The sequence below is a fragment of the Ascidiimonas meishanensis genome (assembly GCF_037782385.1).
GTDB lineage: Bacteria > Bacteroidota > Bacteroidia > Flavobacteriales > Flavobacteriaceae > Ascidiimonas > Ascidiimonas meishanensis.
The window spans coordinates 39874-66348 of the sequence record NZ_JBBEXD010000007.1 but is presented as its reverse complement, the minus strand read 5'-3'; the positions used below and the strand labels follow the sequence as shown (position 1 = coordinate 66348).

General features: G+C 34.5%; 25 protein-coding genes and 2 pseudogenes. 7 read left to right on the top strand and 20 right to left on the bottom strand.

The window, feature by feature from the left end:
• Positions 1-33: 33 nt before the first annotated feature.
• The gene (gene tamL, locus WBG07_RS13780; RefSeq protein ID WP_340202104.1) at positions 34-2586 is read right to left on the bottom strand and encodes a translocation and assembly module lipoprotein TamL; all 2553 of its coding nucleotides are present in this window, start codon (positions 2584-2586) and stop codon (positions 34-36) included.
• Positions 2587-2634: 48 nt separating this feature from the next.
• Between tamL and WBG07_RS13775 the strand changes: the two genes are divergently transcribed.
• Entirely contained in the window at positions 2635-3372 is a 738-nt protein-coding gene (locus tag WBG07_RS13775) for a TrmH family RNA methyltransferase (protein WP_340202103.1), read from the top strand.
• Here WBG07_RS13775 and porT read toward each other — a convergent pair.
• Together porT and ubiE are read right to left on the bottom strand one after the other, a co-directional pair.
• On the bottom strand, positions 3359-4054 hold the full coding sequence (gene porT / locus WBG07_RS13770; RefSeq protein ID WP_340202102.1) for a type IX secretion/gliding motility protein PorT/SprT: 696 nt from the start codon (positions 4052-4054) through the stop codon (positions 3359-3361). The two genes, WBG07_RS13775 and porT, sit on opposite strands and share 14 nt — an antisense overlap.
• Before the next feature lie 17 nt (positions 4055-4071).
• Positions 4072-4800 carry a bifunctional demethylmenaquinone methyltransferase/2-methoxy-6-polyprenyl-1,4-benzoquinol methylase UbiE gene (ubiE, locus tag WBG07_RS13765; RefSeq protein WP_340202101.1) on the bottom strand — a complete coding sequence of 243 codons (729 nt, stop codon included), beginning with the start codon at positions 4798-4800 and terminating at the stop codon, positions 4072-4074.
• 134 nt (positions 4801-4934) lie between these two features.
• Here ubiE and trkA point away from each other — a divergent pair, with 134 nt between their 5' ends.
• The 4 genes from trkA (at position 4935) to WBG07_RS13745 (ending at position 8499) form a co-directional block, all read left to right on the top strand.
• A complete protein-coding gene (gene trkA / locus WBG07_RS13760) occupies positions 4935-6284 on the top strand; it encodes a Trk system potassium transporter TrkA (protein ID WP_340202100.1) in 1350 nt (449 codons plus the stop codon).
• Positions 6285-6286: 2 nt separating this feature from the next.
• Positions 6287-7780, top strand: coding sequence for a TrkH family potassium uptake protein (locus WBG07_RS13755; protein ID WP_340202099.1), 1494 nt, complete (start codon positions 6287-6289; stop codon positions 7778-7780).
• Positions 7781-8007: 227 nt separating this feature from the next.
• Positions 8008-8139 carry a hypothetical protein gene (locus WBG07_RS13750; RefSeq protein WP_340202098.1) on the top strand — a complete coding sequence of 44 codons (132 nt, stop codon included), beginning with the start codon at positions 8008-8010 and terminating at the stop codon, positions 8137-8139.
• 177 nt (positions 8140-8316) lie between these two features.
• Positions 8317-8499 carry a hypothetical protein gene (locus tag WBG07_RS13745; RefSeq protein WP_340202097.1) on the top strand — a complete coding sequence of 61 codons (183 nt, stop codon included), beginning with the start codon at positions 8317-8319 and terminating at the stop codon, positions 8497-8499.
• Positions 8500-8738: 239 nt separating this feature from the next.
• On the opposite strand, the gene WBG07_RS13740 is transcribed toward WBG07_RS13745, so the two are convergent.
• From WBG07_RS13740 to WBG07_RS13730, 3 genes are read right to left on the bottom strand one after another with little or no spacing between them, the layout of a single operon-like run.
• Positions 8739-9707: an L-threonylcarbamoyladenylate synthase gene (locus WBG07_RS13740; RefSeq protein ID WP_340202096.1), complete on the bottom strand. Its 969-nt coding sequence runs from the start codon at positions 9705-9707 to the stop codon at positions 8739-8741.
• A 54-nt stretch (positions 9708-9761) separates the two neighbouring features.
• Positions 9762-10367 (bottom strand): hypothetical protein, encoded by a 606-nt coding sequence (locus WBG07_RS13735; RefSeq protein WP_340202095.1) that lies wholly within the window; start codon positions 10365-10367, stop codon positions 9762-9764.
• Positions 10367-10861, bottom strand: coding sequence for an RNA polymerase sigma factor (locus tag WBG07_RS13730; protein WP_340202094.1), 495 nt, complete (start codon positions 10859-10861; stop codon positions 10367-10369). The genes WBG07_RS13735 and WBG07_RS13730 overlap by 1 nt, the downstream gene beginning before the upstream one ends.
• Positions 10862-11271: 410 nt before the next feature.
• On the opposite strand from WBG07_RS13730, the pseudogene WBG07_RS19515 reads away from it, so the two are divergent.
• Positions 11272-11512 (top strand): annotated as a pseudogene (locus tag WBG07_RS19515) (hypothetical protein); the annotation flags it as partial.
• 73 nt (positions 11513-11585) lie between these two features.
• Here WBG07_RS19515 and WBG07_RS13725 read toward each other — a convergent pair.
• The 7 genes from WBG07_RS13725 to WBG07_RS13695 all read right to left on the bottom strand — a co-directional run bounded on the left by WBG07_RS13725 (position 11586) and on the right by WBG07_RS13695 (position 18906).
• Positions 11586-12824, bottom strand: coding sequence for a DUF418 domain-containing protein (locus tag WBG07_RS13725; RefSeq protein WP_340202093.1), 1239 nt, complete (start codon positions 12822-12824; stop codon positions 11586-11588).
• A 160-nt stretch (positions 12825-12984) separates the two neighbouring features.
• Positions 12985-13437, bottom strand: coding sequence for a hypothetical protein (locus WBG07_RS13720; RefSeq protein ID WP_340202092.1), 453 nt, complete (start codon positions 13435-13437; stop codon positions 12985-12987).
• A 19-nt stretch (positions 13438-13456) separates the two neighbouring features.
• Complete coding sequence (locus tag WBG07_RS13715; protein WP_340202091.1) at positions 13457-13759, bottom strand: hypothetical protein; 303 nt, start codon at positions 13757-13759, stop codon at positions 13457-13459.
• Positions 13760-13931: 172 nt separating this feature from the next.
• Complete coding sequence (locus tag WBG07_RS13710; protein ID WP_340202090.1) at positions 13932-14369, bottom strand: hypothetical protein; 438 nt, start codon at positions 14367-14369, stop codon at positions 13932-13934.
• 639 nt (positions 14370-15008) lie between these two features.
• Positions 15009-15386: a hypothetical protein gene (locus tag WBG07_RS13705; protein WP_340202089.1), complete on the bottom strand. Its 378-nt coding sequence runs from the start codon at positions 15384-15386 to the stop codon at positions 15009-15011.
• 508 nt (positions 15387-15894) lie between these two features.
• Entirely contained in the window at positions 15895-16602 is a 708-nt protein-coding gene (locus tag WBG07_RS13700) for an MBL fold metallo-hydrolase (RefSeq protein ID WP_340202088.1), read from the bottom strand.
• A gap of 831 nt (positions 16603-17433) precedes the next feature.
• The gene (locus tag WBG07_RS13695; RefSeq protein ID WP_340202087.1) at positions 17434-18906 is read right to left on the bottom strand and encodes an eCIS core domain-containing protein; all 1473 of its coding nucleotides are present in this window, start codon (positions 18904-18906) and stop codon (positions 17434-17436) included.
• 406 nt (positions 18907-19312) lie between these two features.
• On the opposite strand from WBG07_RS13695, the pseudogene WBG07_RS19510 reads away from it, so the two are divergent.
• Positions 19313-19557 (top strand): annotated as a pseudogene (locus WBG07_RS19510) (hypothetical protein); the annotation flags it as partial.
• A gap of 125 nt (positions 19558-19682) precedes the next feature.
• On the opposite strand, the gene WBG07_RS13690 reads toward WBG07_RS19510, so the two are convergent.
• The 7 genes from WBG07_RS13690 to WBG07_RS13665 all read right to left on the bottom strand — a co-directional run bounded on the left by WBG07_RS13690 (position 19683) and on the right by WBG07_RS13665 (position 26423).
• A complete protein-coding gene (locus WBG07_RS13690) occupies positions 19683-20288 on the bottom strand; it encodes a dioxygenase family protein (protein WP_340202086.1) in 606 nt (201 codons plus the stop codon).
• A 404-nt stretch (positions 20289-20692) separates the two neighbouring features.
• Complete coding sequence (locus WBG07_RS19485) at positions 20693-20812, bottom strand: DUF4372 domain-containing protein (RefSeq protein ID WP_413788827.1); 120 nt, start codon at positions 20810-20812, stop codon at positions 20693-20695.
• 170 nt (positions 20813-20982) lie between these two features.
• Positions 20983-21171 carry a hypothetical protein gene (locus tag WBG07_RS13685; protein ID WP_340202085.1) on the bottom strand — a complete coding sequence of 63 codons (189 nt, stop codon included), beginning with the start codon at positions 21169-21171 and terminating at the stop codon, positions 20983-20985.
• 125 nt (positions 21172-21296) lie between these two features.
• Positions 21297-22640 carry a hypothetical protein gene (locus tag WBG07_RS13680; RefSeq protein WP_340202084.1) on the bottom strand — a complete coding sequence of 448 codons (1344 nt, stop codon included), beginning with the start codon at positions 22638-22640 and terminating at the stop codon, positions 21297-21299.
• 202 nt (positions 22641-22842) lie between these two features.
• Positions 22843-23703 carry a glycoside hydrolase family 18 protein gene (locus WBG07_RS13675; RefSeq protein WP_340202083.1) on the bottom strand — a complete coding sequence of 287 codons (861 nt, stop codon included), beginning with the start codon at positions 23701-23703 and terminating at the stop codon, positions 22843-22845.
• Positions 23704-23868: 165 nt separating this feature from the next.
• Positions 23869-25041: a hypothetical protein gene (locus WBG07_RS13670; protein WP_340202082.1), complete on the bottom strand. Its 1173-nt coding sequence runs from the start codon at positions 25039-25041 to the stop codon at positions 23869-23871.
• A gap of 20 nt (positions 25042-25061) precedes the next feature.
• Positions 25062-26423, bottom strand: coding sequence for an eCIS core domain-containing protein (locus tag WBG07_RS13665; RefSeq protein WP_340202081.1), 1362 nt, complete (start codon positions 26421-26423; stop codon positions 25062-25064).
• Positions 26424-26475: the final 52 nt, after the last annotated feature.

Sequence of the window (26475 nt, the reverse complement as noted above, 5' to 3'; positions counted from 1 at the left end):
TGACAGTTTACAAAAGTAATAAAATAATAATGCTTAAAAAGGATAATTAATCCCAATATTAAACACAGCTCTTCCAAAATTATATTCTCTGAACCATCTTTTGCCTAGCTCATTAGCTGGGTTATATGTTTTAAAGCCTGTGTCAAATCTTATAACAAAGAAGCTTAAATCGTATCTCAGTCCAAAACCAGTACCTAATGCCAGTTCTTCCAGAGATGAAAACCCTTCAAAAACTGCTTTTTCATCTGTAACATTATCCAAGGCATTCCAGATGTTTCCGGCATCAGCAAAAAAAGCACCGTTAAAGCTTCCGAAAATGTTAAATCTATACTCCAGATTGAAAGCCAGCTTAAGATTCGCTTCATTAAAATCATTAAAATTCCTAGTAGTGCCAGGACCAAGGGCATAGGCAGCCCATGCACGATTATCATTAGAACCTCCTCCAAAATAACTTTGTGAAAATGGGATACTATTTGCGTTTCCAAAGGGAATGGCAAAACCAAAGAAACTCCTAAAGGCGAGTACCTCTTTCTTACTACCTAGTTCCCAATATTTAACATAGTCAAATTCTGTTTTTATATATTGTGAATACTGTACTCCAAAAACAAGGTTGTTTCCACTTTCATCTTGATCAAAATCTATTATTTTTGAGGCAGCAGAAAGAACGTTTCCTGCGGATTCAAGTTTTAAACGAAACTGAGAAAAACTGTTATCTTCAAAATTTACTCTGTTATTTCTGGTGTGTGTAAAACTGGAGGCAAAAATAAGGTTGTTATCTGTGAGTCTTTCTTGGCGTTCACTAATATTTAAAACATCTCTGAAGTCTTCAGAACCATCGGGAATTCCTGAAACATTATTGTTTAAGACATCAGTAATAAACTGATTTGTTTCTTCCGGGATCGTTAAGTTATCGCCTGCTGGGTATCCTACCTCTGTTGCAATTTCATTTAAACGGTTGTAAGTATCTTCATAAACATTAAAAAAGTTATCAATATTTACATTACGTATGTATTGAATATTCACCAATTCAATTACATTCTTTTTTGTCTGATCTGGCGTCCAGCTATACCGTAAAACATTGTTGAAGCTTTGCTTGTCTAACCCAATATTAGTTTGAATACTGGTACCCACTGAAATACGCGTCTCCGGAAGCATATAATTTGGTATTAGCTTTTCTGTTTTTAAAGGAAAAAAGAAGCGGGGGAAGTTGAGTCTAATATCACCTCCTATTTCGGAAATATTGAAAAATCTATCTTCAGAATTATTTGCTTCTCTAGACGAACCCAAAGTTCCTCTTGCTGCTACTTCTAATGTTTCTGCGCCTCTAAAAACATTTCTACTAATAAGAGACGTACTAAATGAAACTCCAAAATCCTGAATGTTTGAATGAGATACATCTGTATTAAATCCTAAAGAGAAACGGGGTCTTGCTGTAAGGTATATATTGGTATTTAATTGATTGTCTGTAGTATCTGCATAAATATATTCTATGTTTGGATACTTAAAGGTGCGCAGGTTTCCAATTTGCTGATTTGTAACCATCCTGTTCTTCTCCTTATAAACATCTCCTGGAACTATAGCCATTACATTGGTAAGTGTTTCCGGTCTGTATCTCAGTTTATCTTTATAGAAAATTCTATAGTTATCAAAGTCTAGATACTTTAAAGAATCTCTATTTTCATTGAAGTTATAATCAGCATAAATATTTACATTTTTTACCGTGTGTATCTTATATTCATTTTCAATTAACTGCCCATCAACCCTATCAAAAAAATTACTTATTTGTAGGGTAATAGGTAATTTATAATCTTTACTGCCAGGTGTACTATCTATCTTTACGTCAAAATTAATAGAAGTTGGCTGAAAACGATAAATACCAGAATTAGCAAAAATATTGGTCAGCCTATTGCGTTCTGCTTCAAACGTGAGCACATTAAACTGATCTCCTTTTTTGATGAGTGATTCTTTTTCATACAATTTATAAAGAGAATCTAGGTCTTTAGAGATAATATTATGTGAAATGCTATCTAAAAAATAAGGGTCACCTGTTTTAACGGTATAATTAATGGTGCCACGCTTCTTTTTTTTATGCTGATTGCTACTATCAATTTTAAAATCAGCTTCATTTTGAAGGTATCCGCGACTTTCATAATAAAGCCTAAGTCTTTTAGCTGATTTTTCTGCTTTTTTAGGGTCTATTACTACTGGAGCTTCCCCGGTTTCTTTAATCCAGTTATTAATTCCTGAAAAAGAATGCTTCATCTGAACCACTTGTTTGCCAGAAAAACGATTTTCCAATCTTTTTAAACGTTTCGGATTTTTAGCAAGCCAATTTAGAAAAGAAGAATCGGGATTTTTTTTTGCGAAATTATAAATATGTAATCGTAAAGGTATTCCTAAAATTTTACTGTTAGGCTTTTGATAGAGTAGACTATTTAAATCATCATCTTTAATTTTTTCATCATTAACAATAATCGTATTCTGAGTTAACAATAATTCATCATCATTTACTCGTTTTACAGCATTACAGGCGGTTAGGCTTATAATTAAAAAGATTACAGCTATTTTTGCCAAGAGGTGTTTCAAGATGAATGTTATAGATTTAAAAATCCGAATCAAAAATACACTATTTGTATGGTTAGCAAAAACCGGAGAACATTATTGACCAGTCTTCAACAAAAAAAGTATCGTTATAAATACGGTCTTTTTATTGCCGAAGGATTAAAAGTGGTAAAAGAATTTCTAAATTCTTCTTTTGAACTGGAATCGTTATACGTATCCGAAGCAGGCATTTTAGATGAATTTCAAGTGAATGAAACGCTGGTTAGTGAGTTAACTTTAAAAAAAATTAGTGCATTAACCACCCCTAATAAAGTTTTAGGTGTTTTTAAAATACGTAAACCTAGCCCTATTGTAAATACCGGTCTTATAGTTGCATTAGATGGTATTAGAGACCCAGGGAACTTAGGCACCATTATAAGATTATGCGACTGGTTTGGGGTAGAACAATTAGTTTGTAGTAAAGATACTGTTGATTGCTACAACCCAAAGGTAGTACAAGCAACTATGGGTTCGCTTATTAGGGTTCATGTCGTATATGAATCAATAGACGTTTTTTTAAAACAAACAAAATTACCTGTGTTTGGTGCAGTGATGGAAGGAACTCCTATATACAATACTTCTTTACCCAAAGAAGGGGTGCTTGTTTTAGGAAATGAAGCAAATGGTATATCCTCTGTTGTAGATGCGCTTTTAGATCATAAAATAACGATTCCAAGATTTGGCAAAATACAGGCTACAGAAAGCCTTAATGTTAGTACTGCTGCCGCAGTTATTTTAAGTGAGTTTAGAAGGAGTACTATTCAAAGGTAAAATTGATAAATAATGCTCTACTATACATCCCATTAATATTGGAAGTCCAAGGGCTATTAGGGTCCGCATCTGGCACCAACTCATTATTAAAAGCAAATACACCTCTTATAGAAGGTGAAAATTTGAAATAAAATAGGTAAAGGTCAATACCAAAACCTATTTCGTAATAATACGTAGAGCGTTTCATTCTAAAGGTACCATTACTATTATCGTCTCTACTATCTTCATTACTTCCCAAATTAATAGAAGTAGAAACCCCTCCTACAATGTAAGGTTTAAAATTGCCTAGTCTTTTGGTACTCGCCTTAATCAACAATGGGAAATGAATATACGTAGATCTCACTTCTCTTAAAAAGTCACTCTCATCCGTAAAATTAGGAAAACCAAGATCTCTCTGCGTGTAATATAAACCTGGTTCAAATCTTAGATCGAAATATTCATTAAGCCTAAGGTTTCCTATAAGACCTACATTAAACCCTGTTGTTTTAGCTACTAATACATCCCCTGTATTTTCGTTATAATCAAATTTAAAATCGTATTGATTAAAACCAAGAAAATATCCCCAGTGTACTCGCTGCTTATCAAAGTTTTCAAGATTGAGTACAGGATTCTCGTTAAACTGGCTATATGACATTGACGTAATTAATACACCAAAAAGAACCGAAAACAAATGTCTTTTCATAAATGCGAAATCATTTACTATTTTGAAGCAACATAAATAGTGGCCACTCCAAAGGTTTGTGGAATATCTTCCACATTAATAAACCCTGTTTTACGTAAAATATTGTTGAAAGCTTCTCCATAAGGAAAATTTGCTGCAGAATCTGATAAATATTGATACGCAGAACGGTCTTTGGAAAACAATTTACCGATAGCAGGCATTATTTTTCCAGTGTACAGTCCATATCCTTGTTTAAAGGGAGTTTTAGTAGGGACTGAGGTCTCTAAAACAACAAATTTACCTCCTGGTTTGAGTACTCTGTATATTTCTTTTAATCCTTTCTCAAGATTTTCAAAATTTCTAACACCAAATGCAACGGTCACAGCATCATATGAATTGTCTTCAAAGGGCATATTTTCACTATCACCAATTAGCATTTCAATTCGGTTCGATAAATCTCTCTGCTTAATTTTTTCTTTTCCTATCTCTAACATGCCTGGAGAAATATCTAATCCTGTGAGCGTTTTTGCTGTACTTTCGGCCAAACTAATAATCAAATCTCCGGTGCCAGTAGCAATGTCAAGTACAGATGATGGATTGCTATTGGTTACAATAGCAACCACTTTTTTACGCCATTTTATATCAATTCCAAAAGAAATTACCCGGTTGAGACCGTCATATTCTCCAGAAATTTTATCAAACATTTGTGTTACCTGCTCTTTCTTACCAAGATCAGAATCCTTATAGGGCTTCACTTTCTTTGACATGCCAAAATTTTGTTTATGCAAAGATACTATATAGTTATTTGTCTAAAGAAGGTAATGTAAGTAAAGCTTACAGCACTCTTTTAGAATCTATTTTTAATGTATATTTGCAAAGCAAAAACAGCGATTACTTACACATGAAGATTATAATTGCAGGTGCTGGTGAAGTAGGGTTTCATTTAGCTAAGTTACTTTCGTATGAATCCCAAGATATTACGCTCATCGATAATAAAAAGGAAAGTCTTGCGTACGCAGACTCTCATCTTGATATAAAAGTTATTAAAGGAGATGCTACTTCTATTAGTATGCTTAAAGAAGCCAAAATAGACACCTCCGATCTGGTCATAGGAGTCACTTCGTCTGAAACTACAAATATTACTCTTTGTGTGCTGGCAAAACAATTAGGTTGTAAAAGAACCATCGCCAGAATCTCAAATACAGAATTTATAGACCATAAGGAAGAGTTAGGTTTTGCCAAACTTGGAATAGACGAATTAATTTCTCCTGAAGAGTTAGCCGCGGAAGAGATTCAATTATTGCTAGATCAATCTGCCTTTAATGATAGTTATGAATTTGAAGATGGTGCGCTCATAATGGTGGGAACCTCATTACAACGTACCGCACCTTTTGTAGGGAAAGCGGTAAAAGAAGCTGCAAAAATATTCCCTGAACTTCATTTTATTCCTATTGCAATTCAACGTTTTGGAACACAATATACTTTAATCCCAAGAGGAGATACCGTTTTTAAAGAAGGAGATCAGGCTTATTTTATTACCTCAAAAGAAGGAGTTGAAGAGCTTTATAAACTCACCGGAAAGATCAAGGAAGACATTAAAAATGTAATGATTCTTGGTGGTAGTAAAATAGGGTTTAAGACTGCCAGAGATCTTTGCGAAAATAAATTTAAGGTAAAACTTATTGAGAAAGACCGGGATAAGGCGTTTGATCTTGCAGACATGTTGCCCAATGCCCTTATTATAAATGGTGATGGCCGCAATGTAGAGTTATTAGAAGAAGAAAATATTGATGATATAGATGCTTTTATTTCTGTTACTGGAAACTCAGAAACCAATATTATGTCTTGCTTGGTTGCTAAATCTAAAAGCATTAAGAAAACAATTGCGCTAGTAGAAAACATGGATTATTTTCAACTTTCACATTCTATTGGCATAGATACGCTTATCAATAAAAAGCTATTAGCAGCAAATAATATTTTTAGACATATAAGAAGAGGAGAAGTAGTTGCACTTACCAGACTTAATAATTTAAATGCGGAAATATTAGAATTTGTTGTGAAACCAGATTCTGGGATGACAGGGAAGGCAATTAGAGATATTGATTTTCCAAGATCGGCTATTATAGGGGGAGTTATTAGAGATGGAGTGGGCATTATTGCCTTGGGTGATTTTACTATAGTGCCCGGAGACCGGGTGGTAGTATGTAGCTTACCTAGAGCTATTGCTAAGGTTGAAAAATTATTTCTTTAATCATGTTAAGGCTTAATACCCGAATCATTCTGCATATTATGGGGTTGCTCCTACTCTTTAACGGTGGGTTCATGCTACTAGCTGCTATTGTTAGTGGTATTTATGAGGATGGTGCAACACTTGATATTTCATTAGCAGGCATTGTCACCTTACTTTCGGGAACACTCTTGATGTTTATTACAAGAGATCATAAAAAAGAGCTTAAGAAAAGGGAAGGATATATTATTGTAACATTTGGCTGGATTTTCATGACGATCTCTGGAATGTTACCTTATTTATTCTCCAAAGAAATACCAGACATCACCAATGCCTTTTTTGAAACTATGTCTGGTTATACAACTACAGGAGCATCTATTCTTAATGATATTGAATCTTTACCAGAAGGCATTCTTTTTTGGAGAAGTACTACTCACTGGATTGGTGGAATGGGAATTATTGTTTTGGCTATTGCTATATTGCCATTATTAGGTATTGGAGGCATGCAGTTATTTGCTGCCGAAGCTCCAGGCCCCGGTTCTGATAAGCTGCATCCAAGAATTACAGATACCGCTAAAAGGTTATGGCTTATTTATTTTGGATTTACCGTAGCGGAAACCATCCTTTTAAAAGTAGCCGGAATGTCTATTTTTGATGCCGTTAATCATTCTATGGCCACGCTTTCTACCGGAGGATTCTCTACTAAAAATGCGAGTCTTGCGCATTGGAACACCAACCCAATGATACAATATATTGTAATTCTGTTTATGTTTATAGCGGGTACTAACTTTATCTTGAGTTATTTTGCATTCAAAGGGAGATTTCAAAAAATCATTAAAGATGAAGAGTTTAAATTCTACAGTTTGTTTATCTTCATTTTTAGCGTTGTCACCGCAGCTATTATTTATTTTGAATCAGATGTTGCTGTTTCTGCATATCATCCGCAGATATGGGGAGAATTAGAAAGCGCATTCAGGCATGCTTTGTTTCAGGTAATCGCAGTAATTACTACTACGGGCTTTGTATCTGCTGATTACACTTCATGGGCACCCTTTTTAACCGTATTCTTTTTTGGCTTGATGTTCTTGGGTGGGTCTGCTGGGTCTACTTCTGGAGGTGTGAAAGTGGTACGCCATTTATTGATGATTAAAAACGGACTCTTAGAATTTAAGCGAACGTTGCATCCCAATGCGGTAATTCCAGTTAGGTATAATAACAAATCGGTTTCCAGTGACATTGTTTTTAATATATTGGGGTTCTTTATTTTATATATGTTACTTTTTGTTATTGGAGCTCTTATATTAGGGTTGATGGGATTAGACTTTGAAACGGCCATTGGCACAGCTGCTTCCTCTTTAGGAAATGTAGGACCCTCTTTTGGAGATCTAGGCCCTTTAAATAATTATGACTCTCTACCTGTTGCCGGAAAATGGTGGTGTTCTTTTTTAATGTTATTGGGAAGGCTTGAATTATTTACGGTTCTTATCATTTTAACGCCATTCTTCTGGAAGAAGATCTAATATTTCTATAAAATTAAACCTGATTTTACTGCTTAATCTCCCATTACTTTTTAGACATTTACAAAAACTTTCCTTAATTTTTAACTTTATTATAGAAAAAAGGCTGATTTTTAAATAAAAAATAGTAATTTTATATTGCTTTAAATTTTATCCTACCTACGGGCTGCTTGGTGCACCCCAAATCCATAATTAGTATTATTTAGTAATTTTTTTAATTCTCATTTATTATGGAGGCAAATATTTTTAACGGTACAAGTATTTTACAAGGAGTTTTGAAAGTAGTAGTTTTTCTATTGATCTCATTCCTTGGAATGGTAGTTATTTCAGCAATCTTTAAATTATTAGGAGTTATTGCATAAAACTACTTTTCCAGAAAATTTTATATATCTCTATTTATTAAAGAGACTTTGAAGGATTATTTTATAATCCCTTAAGGTCTTTTGTCATTTTTTAACAGAAAACATTCTTTTTTTTTTCATTTGAATACTATTCCAATTACCTTTATACTATAATTTTATAGTCAATAATTAATAAGTATGATTAAGGAGTTTATCAGAAACATTGGAGTATTTAATTTCATGATGATCATCTTGGTATTAGTTACCATTGTGATAGCTGAAGCACTATTTCTTTCAGGTGATAAATTACACGGGATTTTTGTGGGCTTATGGGCTCCCACTATTCTCGGCTTTATGAATTATTTTAAATATAAGAAGTAGTGGATTTTATTTTTATCTATTCTTTGATTGTGGGACTCTTTTTTGTAGTCTGGCTTTTCTTTGTAATAAAAATGTTTAATAAATTAGACAAGTAATCTGGTAAACATCATTTGTAGATAGCTTCTTTAGAAGCTTATTTACCTAATGAATGATTTGACACTATAGATTAAGACGTCATCCCAATTCTACAAATTCTTTTCTCCAAGATTATTTTATTTTCAACCAGATTTCACTAGCCTTTAATTTAGAGAAGCAGCTCTGCGTAACCTATCGTTTATGGCAATGCCTACACCCTCTTCTGGAACCATTTCTATAATGAGAAGGTCTGCTTGCACAGCATCCATCTCATGCATCTTGGAATATAAGTTACTGGCTATTTCTTCAAAGTTTCCAGTTTCAGAGAGGATTATTTCTTTAAAAACCCACTTGTTTTTTTTATTGGGAATACTCCTAATAAGTCCTATTTTTTTATTTTGATGCCTTAAAATAACTTCTTCAACGTTATTCGTAATTAAAGTAGGTGTTTTGGGTGCATAATGTTTAGAAAGCATCCCCGGAGCTTCTATTTTTTTGCTTTCAGAATTCAATAATATGGGTGTTTTTCCTATGCAATTTGCAATGGCTTCTGGGGTAATGCTTCCCATTCTATAAATAGTAGGTACATCAAACTGGTCCCATCCTAAAATAGTAGATTCAATGCCTCGTTTACAGGCACCTCCATCTAATATCATAGGAATCTTTTCTCCTAATTGTTTTTCTACGTGTAATGCCATGGTAGGACTTATGTAACCAGATGGGTTGGCACTTGGTGCGGCTAGAGGCGCATCTAGCTTCTCTAGTAATTCTAGGGTAAGTGGATGTGATGGAACTCGTATAGCGACTCTTGTAGAACCCGCTGTCACCACCTCTGGTACTAAGTCTGATTTTTCTAATAGTAAGGTGAGCGGCCCCGGCCAAAAGGTTTGGCTAAGTTGTAAAACTTCCTCTTTAGGCGTTTTAATATAGGGAAGGGCTGCCTCCAGATTAGGAAAATGCAGAATTAGCGGGTTATTCGCGGGTCTGTTTTTCACCTTAAAGATCTGCTTAACCGCTTCCGGTAAGCTTGCTTTTGCTGCTAGCCCATATACGGTTTCTGTGGGAATAGCTACTAGCTTTCCTTCGTTTAAAAGAGCTGCCGCCTGATCTGTATTTTGGGTACAAAGAGCCATTTATTGAAATTGAAAGGCTGCAAAATTACAAACTTATTTGCTAGTTTATCGTTTTTACGATTCCTTCTCTAATTCTGCCAATAAAGTATCTGTTCCTTTTATTACATTTTTATAGTACTTAAACACCCAGCGGGTCATTAGCACTACAAATAAAATCCCTAGCGGTGCTGCCCATAGTAATTTTTCATAGTGGAGCTGTGAGAGGTCTTTATTAGAAAATAATTTCAAAGATACCGGCATTAAGGCAAACATGAGAATAAAACTTAGGTAGATACTTAGCTTTTGTACAAACTTAACCTGTCTTTTTCCTTTGTTGTATTTAATAAGTACTTCTTTGTAATTGTTTACTACAGGGGAAATATTATACAGGTTTTTTAAAGATCTAAAAGATAAAATAGGTAACACAGTAAGAATGGCTATAGATACAATAGCGGCCATTATAAGATACCAGTGCTCTAATTTTTGAAAGTTTACTACTATAAAAATTACGATGGCGGCACATACAACGCCTCCAATAAGTTCAGGAATAATTATTTTGTTAATTCGGTTTTTGTATTGTAGCTCTGTCATTTTTTCTATCATTTGTGTGTTTAACTTCTTTTGTTGCTCTGCTTGTTGGGACAGTTCTGCCCAAACTTCTTTCATTTCATCTAAATCCATTAGTGTATTGTTTTTGAGATGTTAGATTTCAGTTTTTGTTTGATGCGCGATAAACGGGTGCCTACATTACTCGCGGAAATACCAGAGATCTCCGCGATTTCCTGATAACTTTTACCTTCTAATAGAAGTAGCACCAAGCCTTTATCAAGATCATTCAATTTTCTAATTTGCGCATACATGAGTTTAAGGCGTTCTTCTAATAGCGGATTTGGTGCTGCTGTCTCTATACTATTTATCTGGTCTATCTCTACATTCTTACCTCTTCTTTTTTCTTTTTTTATACGAGTAATGGCGGTATTTAATGCTACCCGATACATCCAGGTACTAAATTTTGATTCGTTCCGGAAAGAATCAAAATACTTCCATAACTGGTATACGATATCTTGATAGAGGTCTTGTTGGTCTACCCTATTATCTGTATACACGGTAGTTATTTTAAAAATAACCCCTTCATGTTCTTTGATGAGTTTTACAAATTCATCTTTCGTACGCATACAAAACTTGCTTTATTCTATTAGTAGCTATTGTTTTAAAAAAATCACAGAGGTGCACTAATTTTTTTTACAATTACTTAATTTCTTCTGAAAATATAAACATGAATACGATATAACCTTTATAAAATATAATTTTAATCTAACCATCTTATTTTTAGATTATTAATTTCATTTTCTTTGCTCGCACAGGGGCGAATGTAAAGAAAACAGCTAGTAGCTGTTTTTAGTGAAGCAGCCAGGCGGCGCGGGGAAAAGAAAAAATCCATAGAAAAAGTAGTTCTTTTTACATCGAACTCAGGTTAAATAAGGTCCTTGAATTATTAAAAATATTACATTTAAGTTACTTCCGTTCATTTTCTTTGCCTACGCCTATAGGGCATACGTTGTAAGCTTTAGAGAGTGAGTCATCTATGAAAGGGAAACGACAAAGCAAGGTAAAACCCGTTTTTGGCACCTTAACCCAGTTTATGGGGCTAAGAAAGATCAAGCTTGTACTGAGTTTACCGAAGTAACCATTGGCATAAGGCAAGCAAATAAATGTATGCAGCTATCTGCAATCGCCTACCCTTCGACGAAATGCTCAGGACGGGTAATTTGAAAAAATATTTAAAATTTACTCAAAATAAGGTGAAAAGTAGGGTGTGGAACCTTGCCTTTCATAAAATGATAAACTAAAATAAAAAAGCCCTTCTGAAGGGCTTGAAATGATTAACTTTATCATCAATTATTGGCTTGTGCAACGGTTACCGGTGTTAGGCACAGTATTTTTTTTCTTTATCGGTAATAGTTCTTTATATGTTAAACATCGCCAGACCCACTCAAATGGTCCAAATCGAAAGTAAGATAACCATATTTTACTTAATATAATTTGGAATATGAAGACAAAAAAAGCTGTCATTAATGTCTTTGATGGACTTAAAGACTCATAAAAGCTAAAGCCTATAGATGAAAATATAATCAAGCCAATAAAACTTTGCATAATGTAATTTGTAAGAGCCATTCTGCCAGCATATTTCAAAGGCAATAAAATTTTTTTCATATTTCTATTGAAATAAATCCAGCCAATTAGCCAAAGATAAAATAAGCCCATTGCAACATCACAAAGTACCATCAGTTTGATAAATATTTCTCGATAAATTTCAGATGAAAAAACCTCGTGCTTTACAAGAATAAATAGAAATATTACTCTATAAATGTTAGTCAAAACAGCAATAAGTAATATCGGTTTTCTCACTTTATTAATGAATAAGTCTAATGATTCGTAAACTTTGTTTTTACCAAGATAAAGACCTAATAAAAACATTGAAATTGCCACTGGGGCTAAGAATCCAAAAAGCATAGGGACATTTGTGAGATATTCCAAAAGTCTCAATATAATACCCTGCCGATAAGTGCCATTTCGGATTATTTCGTTGACTGATGCTCCAGTGTAATCTTTTAAATAGCTTTCAGGTTTAAAATTGATTAGATTAAAAACATATTCAAAAAGTTGGTCGTAAAATGGAAAAAATAAAAAAAATACGGATAGCGTAAGGATTAATTTATTTGATTTTTTAATCATCAGTGTGGTGAAAAGTCCAATGATTGCATATAAGTTCAAAACGTCGCCAGACCATAAAAAAACAATATGGAAAACGCCAATTAAAAAAAGTATAAACATTCTTCGAGCAAAGAATGAAAATGAAAGTTGATTTTTGTCAAATAATTTTAGAGCTTGCATTGAGATTCCCAATCCAAAAAGTAGAGAAAAAATTGGGAAGAACTTAGTGTAAAAAAAGAGTTGCAGAATTTTCTCAGATATTTTGTCGACATTGGAAGTCCATTGTTTTGCAAATTCGTCTTGATTGAGAAAAGTCGAATTCATTATGACTATGTTCACAACAAAAATACCAAGAATTGCAAACCCACGATATATATCTAATAAGTCAATTCGTTTTTTAGATTTGGTAGGTTGTTTGTTCAATTTACGGTTTTTTTTTCGTGTTGTGCCTAACGGTTGGGCTATGGTTTCGTTGTGGAATTGTCCGCAAGGACTATTCCGCGAAAACCAAGCGTTGGTATAAAGGTAGGAGTTTCCGGAGGGAAATTCCGCCACAATGAATTATAGCCGTTGTTATGTGCTTTTATTTCCATTCGGCTAAATTCCAATTTTCCTCTAATCTTTCAATAATTAGAGTGTCATTCATAATTCCGTGCGGAGATAACTTCAGTTGTTTTTTGCTCAATTTCTTTTTAAACTTTCTTTTCAGGGTCTTTCTATTAATTATGAACCAACCTAGGAATTTATCTCCAATTATATGCTCACTTCTTACAGAATCCGAAGGTTTGAAATTTGAAGGGATATTAAAAGTTCCTATTCTCTCCACAATCTTTTTTCGGGACGCAGCCCTAAGTGGGAATCCAATACACCATCTTTCTGTTTTATCAATTTCAAATTGCGTTATTGTCCCATTTTCAGAAATTTGATCCAAAACTCTTATGTATTCAATTCCCATTGAGTCAATTTCGATAAATTGTAAAAAACCAAACCCAATTCCAGTTGGAATTTTAAAAATGTCTCCAGAAGTAAGTTTCATTTGTTAAGTGCTATTAATTTTATCTAGAATGTGTTAAACAGAATCCAATAATCTCATCATAGGAAAGCGATTCCCATTCAGTAATTTCTTTTTTCACCTTATTAATCAAATCAAGGTCGGGTTCATTTTCAGATGAAAATGTCTTAGACAAAGAAAGTCTTGCCTTTAAATAATTGAGTTGAGCTTGTCTAACTTTCTCGGCTAATTTTAAGTGTTTTTCATTCTTCTTCTCTAGATTGCGTAACTGTAAAAATTCAAATATTCTTCTTTCAAGAATTTGACTTTTCTTAGTTGCGTTATTTCTTGGTTGATAAATGGGCATTTTTTACAGTAATTGGGTTCGGTCAATTGCCCCTAACGTCTCCGGCTATGAGTAGTTGCGTGGGTTAGCACTTTACTTTGCAAGTACACCCCAAACTGAAAATCCGCGAGGATTTTCAGAAGAAGGCGAGAACAAGCAATTACTTATAGCCATTGTTGGCAAATCGGTTTTTTTATCCGAATAATAATTTCGCGCGTTCATTTCCGATTTTATTTAATTCCGATTCAGTTTTTTTATAATTCAGTTCGCTAAACATAGTTTTTAATTCAGTCAGATTATTTTCAAACAATTCACTTTCTTGCTCTAAATTCAGTCGTTTTGATAAGTCAGATTTTCCAAACTTTGGTTTTTCCAAATCTGTTTTATTTCTCCGACTTAAAAATGCATTTATCAAGTCCAAGTCATAAAAATTTTCAGAGAAGAGTGAGGAAATTCGAGTTTCAATTATTCCTCTGTCATTTACAACGTCAAAATTCAGCCAACTATTTTTAAAGCGATAAATTCCACCCATTCCGCTAATATCAGATTCAGTCAATTCAAATCCGTTCTTATTCAGAATTCCGATATAATATTTGTTCAAATTATTATCTAAATATTCTTTAATTCCCATTTTCTCATTCTGGTTGCGTTTCCTGAACTGTTTGCCAACTAGTTAGTAAACGCAATTGCGTTTATTTTTCATATATTTATTTTTCGTAATCAACTTAAAATTAATGCTATAGCCGTTCTTAGTCGTTTGTAAGTGTTTGTAAACATTTATAAACGCTTAGCACTACCCTAGATTACTCATTCAAACATACCAAAAACCAATGGTTTTTCACACTACCTAAAACGGATTCACGTAATAACACGTAAGAAAAATAGCGTAAAAATTATTTAATGGTTGGTTGATTTTTTTCAGGAATAAAAATAGAGGGGTTTAAGGCAGTAGCCTTACGGGAATCCGTAGGCCTTTGAATTTTAAAAGGTATTTAAAGCGTTTTCCGTCTAATTTCAGTTGTCTATTTTAATCTTACATAAGGTCTTTTAATTAGTAAAAATATTGCATTTAAGTTACTTACATTCATTTTCTTTGGTTGCCCACCCTGCGACGCCACTCTGGGTTCAGAAACGAACCAAAAGAAAAGACAATTTTAAACTGGATTTTTAATTCTTATGTATGTAAAACTGACATGTAAACCTATTTGAGAAAATAGTAAAAGGACTTCAAGCATGCTTAAAGTCCTTTTAAAAAAAATGGTTTGCGTTTTTATTTATCTGTAAATGCGCATCCCAATTTAATTTCAATATCTATTCTTGCCTTAGAATCTTTTCTATTTTTATCCTTAAACTCTTTTGCAAGTTTGGCTCCTGTAATACAATAGCCTTCTTTAGGTGCTCTTTTAATGTATGTTTGCGCTTCTTTATAAGCAGCTTCCCTATCTCTTTGCTCTCTTGTAGACAAGCTCTTCCAAAGGGCAGCTAAATCTTTTAGGGCTTCTTTTTTTGTATAGGAATCTTTTGTAGACCAGGCTTCTGATTTTTCTAATTTACTTCCCTGAATTTGAATACGACCTCTATTTTGTTGTGAAAAACAAAAAGTGACACTTAAAAGGAAAAATGATACTACTAAAATAGTTTGTTTCATGGTACTTGTAGATTAAGTTAATATTTGGTTATAATTATATAAAGCTTGAAGAACGTTTTGAACCTCCTCCAGATTTGTTTCCTGTTGTACTTGGTGCATTTTTCATACCACTTGATTTAGCTATAGTTTGTTATTTAAAATTAATTATCGTTTTATCTTGCAGTATATTTTTCTCAAACTGTTTATTTATAGCTAAGTGATTTATCATAAGGGCTTTCCTTTGGTTTTACCAAGGCTAAGTCTTTAATTTTATTGCTAGTAAAGCATTCCAAAATTTTCTATGCCTACGCTCAGTACACACAATTTATAAACTTATAGGTGGCTAAAGTAGAATCTACTATTTCAATACTATCTTTTCTGCTCCTCTTGTATATCATTTTATTGACAGTAGATTTTCTTTAAAAAATAAATTTGCATATAATCATTGAACTAGTTTTATCTTTTTAATGCTATATAGCTCACACTATTTAAGTGTGTAAATATTCAAAACAAGCAGTAGTTAGTGGCCTTACGAAAATGCAAAAAACTTAGAACTATCCTGTCCTTTTCTCAATCGGTAGGAGGCAAAGTCATGTTTATTTTTAAGTTGTAAATAGATGTTATTTTTAAAAACAAAAGAAAATTCTTGACCCGGAGGCTTTCCATACATATGTCCTGGAAAGATACGGGTGTTTGGTTTTACATTATCTCCAATATGTTTGAGACTTTCAAACATCGTATGAGCCGCAGCAACATCAGAACAGAGACCACAACCTTCGGCAAATAGGGTGTCTCCACTAAACAAATTATTCCCAATAAGGTAACACATGCTTCCTGGGGTATGCCCTGGGGTAAGTAAAGGTTTTATTTTTAAGCGTCCTACCCACCAAGGTTTTACACCTATCGCTTGCAATTGTGGAGCCCTAAAATTGGAGATCGCTATCTCTTCATGAGACATCCAGATAGGACAGTTATACTTAGCTGCCAAGGGTTTTGCTAGATGCAAATGATCAAAATGTGAGTGGGTTAGTAAAATACCTTGCAAGCGAGTTTGGCTTTCAGCAATAGCCTGCTCAATTTTATCCATATCCCAAGCAGGATCTATGATTATGGAGGTACTACTTGTATTATCAATTACCAAATAGTTATAGTTTATCATAAACATATTAGAAACTCTTAACACTACCACTTGCGGTATCAATCCTTCTTGTTCAAGATCGGTCCTATTTTTGTTCATAAGTAACTCCTTTAATTTGATCTATTAAATTGCAATGAATATAAGATTTTTATTATATTTTTTTGAAAGAATTAAGAAAGTTTTTAACTAATCACTCTTAATTTCTTTTACAGGTTTGTCTATTTAACGTGGGTTCGATATAACTTTCATAAAATATAATTTAAATTTTTTTACACTATTTTAGTTTAACAATCTTATTTTTAGACCGTTACGTTCATTTTCTTTGCTTGTCCAAAGAAAACGAACCAAAAGAAAAGACACTTTTCCCAAGGTATTTTTGTCCATAAAGTGGACAAAACCACAAGGCTTTCCTAAATTTTCTCCAAGGCTTCGAAAATTCTTAACGGAAAACCTTGTTATACTGCGGAAAAAGACAACTTTGAACTCGATTTTAATTCTTAATTATGTCGAACTGACGTTATTTAGACTCCCTATAAGCTTGAGATAGACATTAAAAAGTTAGTTTTCCACAGGATTTTTTCTTTTTCTAGGGTATATGAGGCATTTTCTATTAAAAAGCTTCAAGTCTTAAAGAAATATCAATTCATGAACTCTTTTGCAAAAAAAGATTGGTGACTAAAATGAATGCGGTTTTACTCTTTTTCGGCTAAAAACACCGCTGGAAATCAAAGCTTCATGAATTCCTTAACAGAAAATAGAAATAAGATGAACTAAAAGCGCTCCCGACTTTCTTTAGGATTCTTTTATTTCATTTTCTGAACCCAGAGCGAAGTCAATGAGTGAAAAAGTAAATTAACACCCTAAAATAAGACGGTTAGATTAAAATAGTGTGAAAATGGGAATGTAGTATTCTAAAGAAACCCTATAAAACTATGGATTCCATGTATCATAATCCGCATTGAAATCAGCCAGTCTTACGAGATTATAATTTCTTGGATGGTCTAATTCCATATGCCCAGCATGAGCATCGCCTACCTTCCAAACCCCAAGCTCAGTAGCCCGATTATTTGCAGCCACATTCATAGCAGCAGATCTATCTTGACTCAGTTGGGCTGCAGTCCTTGCTACTACATTTAGCTGTCCAAGATCATCAATACTTTTCTTGTAATTTGCCCTTTCATTTGCCTCAGATGTAACCACCACACCCCCATTTGACCAACCGGCGAAAACATTGGCCGGAGCTGCCGTAGGAATTGCAAGAGCCAAAGCAACTCTTGCTGCTTGCCATGTAACAGCAATGTTTTTTATTTGTTGCCTATATCCTAACATTTCGTTTCTTCTAGCTCTTGGCACTTCAAATCCGTCAGATCTATCTTCTAAAAAGCCTGCATCCATATTGGAAAGATAGATCCAAAGAGTATGAATAAATTTTTGTTGTACGTTTAAATTGTTTAATGCTTGTTGGGTGTTTGTACCAGCATCCCCTTGATTTTTTATGATCACTGCATTTTCTGCAAGGAATTGCTGTGAGTTATTAAAACGAACTTCAAATGGATCTGCAGTTGCACGCATATCACTTAAATAATCTCTCCAAAAAGAAAAAGCTCTGTCCCTAAATCTAGACTCTGTCCAATAATTGGCAGAGCCAGCATGTGCAGCAGTGTATTGCTTTTCACGAGCTAATCTAGCTTTTGTTTGAGGATGATTTTCACCAACCACATTTAATCTATTTGTACTTAACGGAGTAGCTAATTGTATCACATTGGATTTTAACTGAGTATATTTTTTAGCCGAAGGAGTTCTACTTACTAAAGAACTTTTGGAAAGTAGTATATCATTGTCCATTTTGAATTGAGCAGCCTTGTCTCCCATCATGTCTGCCTCCCGCTCTAAACCAGCATCATCATTAATATTCACTTTGCCCTTCATCTGCATGGTGGGTTTAACTCTACCCTGCTTTTGCTGTACCACATGCCATGCTTCATGAGGCAAATGTTTTTCCTGACCCGAACCCAAGTGAATATCTGTTCCCTGCGCATAGGCGTGAGCTTGCAGCTGGGCAGGTTTATTTGAATTATAATGCACCTTTACATCATCTAATGAATATCCAGAAAGATTTTCAATTCCAGATTTTAGGTTATTAGGCATGCCTGTTTTATTTTCTTTCTTTTGTATAGGTTGTTGATGTTGCGCTGCATAATTATTAGCCATTACCTGCAATTGAGCCGTTTGCTTTGCTAAAGGGCTATTATTTGCCATCACTTGTAGTTTCTGTTGAGAAACCGCTTTAGGGCGATTATTCTGATAATGAAAAGTGGAATCACTACTTCTCTTATTTTGAGCCACCACGCTTGATAATGATCGGCTTTTGTTTTTCTGATTTTTATCTGCGTGTGTCTGCATATGAAATTCTTTTTAGAGTTGTGTTTCTTCGCTAGAATGTTGAAATAAAAGCAATTGCGTTGAGTTCCCTTATGTTCATTTCTCTAGTAATCAATTTAAAATCAATGCTATATCCGTTTTTAGTGGTTTAGAAACATTTATAAACGTTTAGCACTACCCTAGATTACTTATTCAAACATACCAAAATTCAATGGTTTTTCACACTACATAAAACGGATTCACGTAAAAATACGTAAGAAAAATAACTTAAAATTATTATAATAGTTTGTTGATTTTTTTCAGGAATAAAAATAGCAATGCTTAAGGAAGTAGCCCTACGGGATTAAGGGAATCTGTAGGTTTTTGAATTTTAAAAGGTGCTTTCCTCTCTCTTATAGCTCACAAGTTACAAACTTGCGAGCGTGAGCGATATATGAAAGGGAAAAGACAAAGCACGGTAGAACCTGTTTTTGGAACCTTAAACCAATTTATGAGCTTAAGCAAACCAAGCTGTGCTGAGTTTATGGAAGTAACCATTGGTATTAAGCAAACTAATAAATACATGCACCTGTCCGAAATCGCCTATAACCCTTCGACAAAATGCTCAGGGCAAGCATAAAGAAATACTTGAAATTCATTCAATATAAGGTGAAAAGTGGGGCAGGAAGCCTTCCCTTATATAAAATTATAAATTAAAATAAAAAAGCCCTTCGTTCCAAAGTCTCAGTTGGCTTGAAAATGATAATTTTTATCAGAAATTATTGGCTTGTACAACAACTAATCACGTTGGCTAACTTTTATTTTTCTTTCAAATAAATGTCAAAATTTAAAGTCAAATTTCCATTAACATCTTCAGGTCTAATTTCCAAAATTCTCAACTCTGCATTTTTCTTGGAAGCCCAAGGATCTTTTTCTATATGAGGATCACCTTTAAAGTATATTTGCGATATTAGCTCTTTACTATTCTCTTCAGTTACTCTATAATGAATATGAGCAGGTCTGTAAAGCTCTCCATTCATATATTTACCAGGTAATATTGTTAAAAATGAATATTCCCCTTTATTGTTAGTCATTAAGCGACCTCTTTGATTGAAATCCTTGGATTCATTATCATATTCACCTTTCGTATTGCAATGCCAAATTTCTACTAAAGCATTGTTAAGAGGAGTAATACAATCAGATTTATAAACTTTACCTTTTAGTTCTATTCTTGTTCCAATTAGTCCCTCGCTAGTTAAATTGGAACGAATTGGAGCATCAGACCTATAAAAAGGGCCTAATATGTCATTAGTAGTTTCGCAATCTCCATTAAATTTTCCATCAGGCATTTTAATTATTGAACCAAAAGTTGACAACCCAAAAGCAGTTAATGAAGAGGTTATAATAAATTTCTTTCTATCCATTTTATATCCAGATTATTTTTTTACAAACCTAATCATTGTTTAGTTAGTCTGAAACTCACAATGAGTGAATGATGACTTTTTATTAGTTAATGCATTTTTTAAAATGTTTGCCAACATCAGGCTGTCTCAAAACTACCAAAGATTTAGAATAAAAATACGTATTTTCACTTTTACCTATAAGAAAAAGTTAATCATTCGTAATTGTGTATATCTTGGTTTAAAAAGCATCTAATTCTTGTTTTAATGGTTTTAAGAAAGAAAAGCCCCATTTTATGCCTTTAAATAGCGTTCCTGAGATCTTATTTTGTCTTTCAATATTTAATAAACTTTTTAGATTACCCGCCCTGAGTATATTGTCGAAGCATAGGCAATGACTATAAAATCAAAATCAGTATCTCGATCCATTAGGTAAAGCTCCTAACGTATTTGGTGCCCAGGTGGTTTCTTACGATAGGGTTAAATACCCTAGGCTTCAGGAATTTGGTAAGCTGTGAGAAAACATATTGGCCATGTTGTGAATCCATTAGATTTTAACAATTTGAAATAATTATTAAAGCTTTTTATTATGAAAAATTTAGTAAACTTAGGAAGAATATTAAACAAATTAGAACAACGAACAATTAATGGTGGATTTTCCATTTGCTGCAACCCTTGTGATGCTGGATGCGAAGTTATTAGAAATTGTCCTGAATGTTTAATAAAGCCACCACCAGTGAAGTAGAAGTGATATCACAGGATTGATCTTTTCCTTGAGAATTCTAATAAAACTAGCGAGCTTTGGTTCGCATTGATGCGTAGATTGGCTATTATTGCCTTTTGTAGCATTTCTGTTAGTTACAGATGGACTTTTGTTTTCTTGTATGGTTTCAGCATAGGTTTTCATACTTTTCTTTTAAAATTCTTGCTGTGTTGGTAATTTTATTTTAATTCCTATCCTTCCCCTTTAGAATGCCTTTATTCTACATTTAAAAGGCATATAATAAATGTATAGAATATATTTCCAGCGATTTACTTATTGGGCAAATAATCTTTAAATTTTTGGGCAATGGCTTGAATCTGTGGATCATCTGGGCGAATGCGTCTTAGGATAATCATGGCTTGTTGTGGATCGTTTTCTATTAATTCTTGGGCTTTTCCTGCTTCTGAAAGATATTCTAAGGTTCTTGATACAACCTCTGTAGCTCCTAGACCTTCATATACCTTGGCAGTGTACCCACCCGTTGCGGGATAGTCTCCTTTATACCGCCCTCTGCCTTCATCATTGGTTTCTCCTTCTTGATCTGAAATTCTGCCAGCGGCTCTTCTTCCAAACAAACTCCTACCTATTGCCTCAGCATGCCGTTTTTCTCTTAATGCAGCTGCATCAAAAAATAGGGAGCTATCTAAATTACCTTCTAAGTAGTGCCCTACTTCATGTACAATAACTTCTGGGGTATCATTAGAAGCGATGTGTATTTCTGTACCTCCTTGATAGGCTCTAAAAGAATCTCCACGCCCCATTTGCTTGTGAACTACTACTTTTGGAGCAGGAACAGTGCGTAATACTGATGGCGATACAAAGGTGGATATTAATTGTTGTGCCTTTTGCAAATTGGCTCTAAAATCAAAATCTCCATCCTCTCCCATGGCATGATAGCCACCTGCTTCTTCTTCCTCTTCTCTGGCATTGCTTAGCAAAGTCTTACCGTCTGCCCATCGTGAAACTTTGGTTACATCACTACTTACCGCTTTATCTGTTGCTTCTAAATGCCCATGGAGGTCTGGAGGAAGGTATTCCCCGTCTTGATACTTTCTAACATCTTCATTGTCTACGGTATTAAACCCAGTATTATGACCTATTTGTTGATGTAAAAATAACGATCCTGGAGTCAATTGCCCTGTAACCACTTTGTAAAGGGCTGTTTTTTTGAGATCTTGAGTAAAACTAATTTTTTGTTCAGGGGTTAAAGTGCTTTTAATGCTAACTCCTTCAGTAGATTTTATAAAACCTTGCGCATTATCGTGTCTATTGAATGTTTTATTTTCAAGATGCTTGGCAGTTTGATCTTGTAAGGAAGGTAATTGTTCTCCTTCTCTTAAACGTTGTATCACTTTACCAGAGTTGGGTTGCATAGGTTTTTGTTGTATCACCAAATGGGTATGTGAACTGGTATTTGCAACTTCTTGTAAAGATTTAAATTGGTTTACTTTAGAATGATTATTTGCGATCTCTTGTATGCTTTTTTGTTTGACAGTTTCGGGTCTTTTGTCTTTGAATTGAAAAGAAACGCCTTTATCTATTTCTTTTGTTAGCAACTCTTTTGTAACAGATTGGCTTTTTTTTCCCGACTTATTAATGGCTTCTCTATTCATTTTTTTCTAAGTGTTGTCTTTTACCAATATTTTCTTAGTTCTGTTGACTTATAATCAGGCATTTATTTGCTAGACTCAATTCACAATCTCTTGTAATCAATTTTAAACAGTATTCTTGATACCTATTAATGCTGAAAATTTAATATGCATCCTATTTAGAGGTATCAAGAATTAAAATGTTCTTCTCAATTCTTACAAAATGTTACATGCCTAGTCCTTTGGCAACTGCATTTATGTATGCTGAATAATTGTCTTTTACCGAAGCATACACCCAGATAAAACCTCCTCCAATGGCTTGTGGTTTTGTATTTGGGGTACCATTCCAACAACTAGGAGGCACGCTACCAATACCTGTTCTCCAAAGTGTAAACAAGGCTTGCATATCTTGAGGACGACAGGTGGTTTGTGGAAGTCCGCAGCTGTTACAACTACCCCCAACAATAGGTACGCCAATATCCAACCAATCACCAGGATTATTAGATTTACCGCCAGCATAACATTGCAGGTTAAGCCAACTTACAGTGCCGCCGTTCTTAATAACATATTGCACCCAGGCATTCCAATTCGCTTTTCCGGTATAAGGAGCCGCTGTTAATTTTAGTCCGCTTTTTATAACGAGATCTGTCAATTCATAAATAGGAGCACCAGAAGAAAAATCACTTCCTTCATAGTCTAAATCAATTCCATCAAACCCAAGGTTATTCTTGATATAATCTACTATTTTTTGAGCCGCAACAGGATTGCTTGCTCTTAGATTACTCATGTATTCTGTACCATTGGTAGAAAAAGAAAGGTATACTTCTTTTACATTTCCTCCACGAAGCTTTTTAATGGTATGGGCCCATTCACTGCTACCTATATAGTCGCCTTGGGTATTAAAAACAGGGTTTCCACCATCATTATACACTAGCTGATCTGGGTTGGCTGCACTTTGATTGAGTAGTGATAAAATAGGACTGGTAAGCGGACTGTTTTGTAAAATTTTAATAGTTGTATCTGGATTATTACCTACCGTTGGGTAGAGTGAATTTCCTAAGTAAATGGCAATTCTGGTATTCTTCATAATTTTATGGGTTTATTTATTATTTACTTTTTTACTTAAAATTGAACAAAATGATCTTTTAACAGGATTATTTTTTGTTAGCGTTTTATTCACTGCTATTTGAATCTTATGGTTCAATTTAGATCTAAACTTGTCTGTATCCTAAGCCTTGGCTCCTTCTTTCAACTATGCCCTTTCCTCCCAAGTATCACCAAAAAAACTCTCTTTAGTTCTTTCCATTTTGCTATGAGTAGTACCTACTTTGCTGCCAAAATCTACTTCTTTTAATTTGAGACCTCTATAATAAGCTTGTAATTCACGAACCCCAGGAGCAACCGCATTAGTTAATTTCCCGTTTTCCACTGCAGCATGATTCACTTCTATTTTTTCCGCAGGATTACCAGTAATGGGCTTTACCTGATTTGGGTATTGAAAGAAACTAATTGCTCTAATTGCTTTGGCTACGTTATCAAAAAAGGTATAGAGATGTTGCCGTTCTGCCAGCTTATAATTTTTATGCGGAATTTTTGTTGCTGTTGAAGTTGCATCAATGGTAATGAGCCTATGCCCTTGTTGCTCTATAGTTTGTAAATTTTTGGTGATCCCTGCGCCTTTTTTCTGTCTATAATTTTCCAACTCTATTATGAGATCTACAAAATCAAGTGCGGTATTTAAAAAATCTCCGCTAATATCAAAAAGTTCGGTAACAAATTCAAGGTCATTTGGGCGTTGACCTACAGGAAAATGTGACCACTCTGCTCCTGCAAAACGAGAACCATCTGCCTTTGCCCCTACTTTTATATTAGTATTAGTACCTATAACTTCTACCTGCGTTTTAGCAATTTTAAAATACTCTTTAGACACTTTAGAGGTAATATCTCCTGTTTTACAGCCTAATAAAATAATCTTGCCTGTCCACAAAGGTGGTTTAGGTACAGAATGTGCGATTTGTGCCAAGCGATCTGGATCTATGCCACCTTGACTTACTACTTTAGAGGTGAAAAAACCCTCATATCCATGACCTTCCAGAATTATATTTTCATTAACTCCTATAGGTGCTGCATGAGCTGCAGCGGCAGGATTATCTACTGCTTGCCCTCCAGGATTGGGTACTACCGTCTGCCTTAACTCTGCCATTAAAGCGTGATCTTCGTCTTTTAACTTAATACGAATTCTTTGAATAGTACCGCCTGACATTACAGAATCATTTGCCATTTGCTGTAATTGATGTACTCGCACCGCTTCGGGTCGTTTATCTTGAAAAGAAGCAGCAGTGGTGTTCTCCTTTTTTGAAGTATCTATAGCTGGTGGGGTATTTTTTTTATGATTAGATGGTAGATAGGTATCGTGCTTTTTCATAAAACTAGTGTAATTATGTATTATTCTCCTATTAGTGTTACAAACGGACTTCCTTTAAAAGCAGCTATTTGTTCTCTTGCCAGATTTTTATGTATGGCATGTATGATAGGATCACTATGCATAAGATTGAGTTTGTTGAAATCATCTACATGCTGCCCATGTTGTATGGGGCCCAGAATACCTCCCATTGCGTGTCCCATTTCATGTGCTAATGTTTGCCCTGTTTGCCCGGGTCTCATGATCACCATAGTTCTTACATTTACACCCTTAGCAAGTTGTTTTGTAATAGCGCTTGGTTTTGAGAACCAGCCATGGCCCGTAAAATCTGGCACCCAAATCATAGGTAATACATTACCTCCTATAAACTGTCCTATTAAATTCCAATCATCTTCTCCTTCTGTATCTTTAGGTAATTTTCCATCCGCATCCAGACTTGGTAGTCCTAATCCAAGCTGTTCTTGGGTAATTACTGTAGTTCCTGCAATGTGAACATTGATATTGTATCTGGCAAGAATGGTATTTGCATCTCTAATGTTTGCATCTATGGTGCCTTGAGTAACACCGGGGAGTCTTATAGTACGAACATTTACACGGGTTCTTACGGCAGTAATTGTAGCTTTAAAATTATCGCTAATAAGCCCTTGTAACTGCAAGGGGGTAAGATGTTCTCTAAATAGTACAAACAAGGCTTTTAAATGGGCTGCGTCATAGCCTTCATAAGTAGGCATATTTGCAGTTGCTAATGCTAAAAAGGTATCATATTCTGTGGCGTTAATATCAGTATCTGTCCAATGTCCATCTGCAAAAGCAGGAACTCTTTGTGCTACTAATTGTGTTTGTATGGCTTTAGACTGCCGCGGTTTTTCTTCTATCTCTTTTATTGTATGAAGTGCTTTTGCGCCCATTATATCTGCTTCTTTTTCTAAGCCTGCATCATCATTTATGGCCACTTTTTCTTTGAGTTGCCTTGTGGGTTTCACCCTGCCTTGCTTCTGTTGCACTACATGCCAGGCTTCATGTGGCACATGTTTTTCCTGTCCCGAGGCTACATGAATCTGAGTACCTTGCGCATAGGCATGCGCTTGTAGTTGTGCCGGTTTTGGTGAATTGTAGTGTACTTTTACATCGTCCATAGCCATACCAGAAAGCTGCTCTATTCCTGACTTAAGATTATCTGGCAGGCCTGTATTATTTGTTTTCTGTTGAATAATAGGATTGGTGGCAGCATGTTGATTTGCCACTTGTTGCAGTTGTGCTATACGTTTGCTCTCTGGTCTTTTATCTATAAAAGGTGTAGGCTGTGAAGAAGCCATTTGCAATGCATTATTTTGTATCTTTTTACTTTGACCTTGCTTTTCCTTATTATGTTTGTTTGTTTTCATTGTCTCTACTTTCACTCATTACAAAACTCCTATTATAAAATATGAGTACGAT

Bases quoted from the DNA above. Each gene is read 5' to 3' on its own strand.
- WBG07_RS13775 (WP_340202103.1), top strand. From the start codon at position 2,635: ATGGTTAGCAAAAACCGGAGAACATTATTGACCAGTCTTCAACAAAAA.
- porT (WP_340202102.1), bottom strand. From the start codon at position 4,054: ATGAAAAGACATTTGTTTTCGGTTCTTTTTGGTGTATTAATTACGTCA.
- ubiE (WP_340202101.1), bottom strand. From the start codon at position 4,800: ATGTCAAAGAAAGTGAAGCCCTATAAGGATTCTGATCTTGGTAAGAAA.
- trkA (WP_340202100.1), top strand. From the start codon at position 4,935: ATGAAGATTATAATTGCAGGTGCTGGTGAAGTAGGGTTTCATTTAGCT.
- WBG07_RS13755 (WP_340202099.1), top strand. From the start codon at position 6,287: ATGTTAAGGCTTAATACCCGAATCATTCTGCATATTATGGGGTTGCTC.
- WBG07_RS13750 (WP_340202098.1), top strand. From the start codon at position 8,008: ATGGAGGCAAATATTTTTAACGGTACAAGTATTTTACAAGGAGTTTTG.
- WBG07_RS13745 (WP_340202097.1), top strand. From the start codon at position 8,317: ATGATTAAGGAGTTTATCAGAAACATTGGAGTATTTAATTTCATGATG.
- WBG07_RS13740 (WP_340202096.1), bottom strand. From the start codon at position 9,707: ATGGCTCTTTGTACCCAAAATACAGATCAGGCGGCAGCTCTTTTAAAC.
- WBG07_RS13735 (WP_340202095.1), bottom strand. From the start codon at position 10,367: ATGGATTTAGATGAAATGAAAGAAGTTTGGGCAGAACTGTCCCAACAA.
- WBG07_RS13730 (WP_340202094.1), bottom strand. From the start codon at position 10,861: ATGCGTACGAAAGATGAATTTGTAAAACTCATCAAAGAACATGAAGGG.
- WBG07_RS13720 (WP_340202092.1), bottom strand. From the start codon at position 13,437: ATGAAACTTACTTCTGGAGACATTTTTAAAATTCCAACTGGAATTGGG.
- WBG07_RS13715 (WP_340202091.1), bottom strand. From the start codon at position 13,759: ATGCCCATTTATCAACCAAGAAATAACGCAACTAAGAAAAGTCAAATT.
- WBG07_RS13710 (WP_340202090.1), bottom strand. From the start codon at position 14,369: ATGGGAATTAAAGAATATTTAGATAATAATTTGAACAAATATTATATC.
- WBG07_RS13705 (WP_340202089.1), bottom strand. From the start codon at position 15,386: ATGAAACAAACTATTTTAGTAGTATCATTTTTCCTTTTAAGTGTCACT.
- WBG07_RS13700 (WP_340202088.1), bottom strand. From the start codon at position 16,602: ATGAACAAAAATAGGACCGATCTTGAACAAGAAGGATTGATACCGCAA.
- WBG07_RS13695 (WP_340202087.1), bottom strand. From the start codon at position 18,906: ATGCAGACACACGCAGATAAAAATCAGAAAAACAAAAGCCGATCATTA.
- WBG07_RS13690 (WP_340202086.1), bottom strand. From the start codon at position 20,288: ATGGATAGAAAGAAATTTATTATAACCTCTTCATTAACTGCTTTTGGG.
- WBG07_RS19485 (WP_413788827.1), bottom strand. From the start codon at position 20,812: ATGGATTCACAACATGGCCAATATGTTTTCTCACAGCTTACCAAATTC.
- WBG07_RS13685 (WP_340202085.1), bottom strand. From the start codon at position 21,171: ATGAAAACCTATGCTGAAACCATACAAGAAAACAAAAGTCCATCTGTA.
- WBG07_RS13680 (WP_340202084.1), bottom strand. From the start codon at position 22,640: ATGAATAGAGAAGCCATTAATAAGTCGGGAAAAAAAAGCCAATCTGTT.
- WBG07_RS13675 (WP_340202083.1), bottom strand. From the start codon at position 23,703: ATGAAGAATACCAGAATTGCCATTTACTTAGGAAATTCACTCTACCCA.
- WBG07_RS13670 (WP_340202082.1), bottom strand. From the start codon at position 25,041: ATGAAAAAGCACGATACCTATCTACCATCTAATCATAAAAAAAATACC.
- WBG07_RS13665 (WP_340202081.1), bottom strand. From the start codon at position 26,423: ATGAAAACAAACAAACATAATAAGGAAAAGCAAGGTCAAAGTAAAAAG.